General features: G+C 37.6%; 1 protein-coding gene. It reads right to left on the reverse strand.

From position 1 onward, the window contains the following. Nucleotides 1-80 precede the first annotated feature (80 nt). Entirely contained in the window at nucleotides 81-1,922 is a 1,842-nt protein-coding gene (locus GQR46_RS19125; protein ID WP_024608758.1) for a methyl-accepting chemotaxis protein, read from the reverse strand. Between the last annotated feature and the right edge of the window lie 94 nt (nucleotides 1,923-2,016).

Raw genomic sequence — 2,016 nt, forward strand, 5'->3', positions numbered from 1 at the left:
ATTTAGCAAAATCTCTTGAGCCAGACTTGTGATCAAGAGACAGCTTATTTAGCGGCTTTTTTGTGAGTTGTAGTTAACGCTTAAGATTTAAAAAACTGCATTGATTTGGTTAAATCATTAGATAAGCGACTTAGCTGCTGTGCATCTTGCAGCGTTGATTGAGCTGATGTTAGCGTTTGATCTGCTAAATTACTCACCTCTTGCGAATCATTTAATGCTTGTGTTGTCGCATTTGACTGCTGTTTAACACGCTCTGCAATAACTTCACCTTGATGTTTAATGTCGCCCATACTTTGCTCTGCGCTTTGCAATACTTCATTGGTTTGATTGGCTGCTTTTACCGATTGCTCCATTTTTTCAACACTTGAACGCATTTTTTGCTGAGTGTCGTCAGATGCTTGTTGTAAGGAGCTAATAATTTGATGAATTTCTTGTGTTTGTGTTTGTGTACGCTGAGCAAGAGTTCTTACTTCATCAGCTACAACGGCAAAGCCTCGACCATGCTCGCCAGCTCGTGCAGCTTCAATAGCGGCATTTAGTGCAAGCAAGTTTGTCTGATCGGCTATCTCACTAATACCTTTACTTACTTTGCTAATTTCTTGGCTATCTTGTGCTAGCTTATCGAGCGCTTGTTGGCTCTCTGCAAATTCAATTTGTAGATCTTGCATATATTTAGCAAGCTCCATTGTATTGTCTGAACCTTGTTTTACATGCGCAGCAGCATCTTGCGCGGTAAGCGTTGCTTGATGGGCTGACTCTTCAACTGCAAGTGCGTTTTGAGCCATTTCGCTGAGTGCATTATAAATGGCATTTACTCGGATTTGCTGTTTTGAAACATCATTGCTTGTTTGGCTACTCGCATGTGATAGCGATTTAGTTGCGCCGCATAGCTCTTCTGTACTTGCTTTAACATCAATTAATAAATGTGAAAATGCATTAAGTAATGCGTTGTAGCGCGATGCAATAATTCCCATTTCATCATTAGTGCTCGAATCGATAGTGGCATTTAAGTCGCCATTCGCGGCTCTATTCGCTGCATCAGCAAAGCGATTAATGGTATCAACAACTGCAAAATAAAAACCAATCATTAAATAAAATGCAAATAACAAACTAATCAATGAAGCGGCTAAAACAAGATTTCGAGTCCACTGTTGAGTTTGCAGTTTTGCTTCAATAAGGCTCTCAAGCGTTGGAATACTCTTACTAACAAGTTGATTAATACTGCTGTGAACATTGTTTGTTAGTTTAGTAAATTCTGATTGAGTTAATAAAATATCGTCTGGCTCAAGTAGTTTTTCATCTATCGCTTTTTTAAATGCGCCAACAGCACTGTGTAAATTATCTAACGAGGGCATGAGCGCTTTATTTACTGATTTGTCTGCATTGGTGGCTACATTGAGTATTTTATCGAGTTGTTTTTCGTATAAAGGAAGTGACTTACTAAAATTTGAAAGTGCTATAAACGTATCTGGCGTAAAACGATTACTTGCCAAAACAGTATTTGCGCTTTGCGCTGTCGAGTTTATTTGCATTATAAGTGCAGGAATTGGCGTGACTAAAGAGCGGTTTACGTAAGCACTAGCTAACTGGCTATCTAATGCTAAGTTAGACTGAATAGAAACAAGTTCAAGTACATCATTTGCTTGATCGTCTTTTATATCAAAACCGAGTGAGCGAGCTATTTTTATATTTTGATTTGCTTCCCCCTGCATTTGATTTGAGAGTATTGACCTGTAGCCTTTTAAACCTTGTTGCTGCATTTTTGAAACAGCGATACTTTCACTTAATAATGAGACTAAAAAAAACAAGCTAAGTGCGAGAGGAACGAGTAAAATTCCAAACATTAAGCTGATTTTAGTTTTGTATTTTAAATTTGCCATTAGCTGGATAGCGGGAAAAGAAAATTGGCGTAATCCTGACATAAGGCTCTCTTGTATTTTTGTAATTAGGGTAAAGGTGAATAGACCTTGTTATGCTTAATTATCATTCATTTATAGTACTTTACAAATAAAAAAA

It is taken from the genome of Pseudoalteromonas sp. Z1A6 (genome assembly GCF_011378745.1).
GTDB classification, from domain to species: Bacteria; Pseudomonadota; Gammaproteobacteria; order Enterobacterales; family Alteromonadaceae; genus Pseudoalteromonas; species Pseudoalteromonas arctica.

Coding starts and splice junctions, on each gene's coding strand:
- GQR46_RS19125 (WP_024608758.1), bottom strand. CDS start 1,922: ATGTCAGGATTACGCCAATTTTCTTTTCCCGCTATCCAGCTAATGGCA.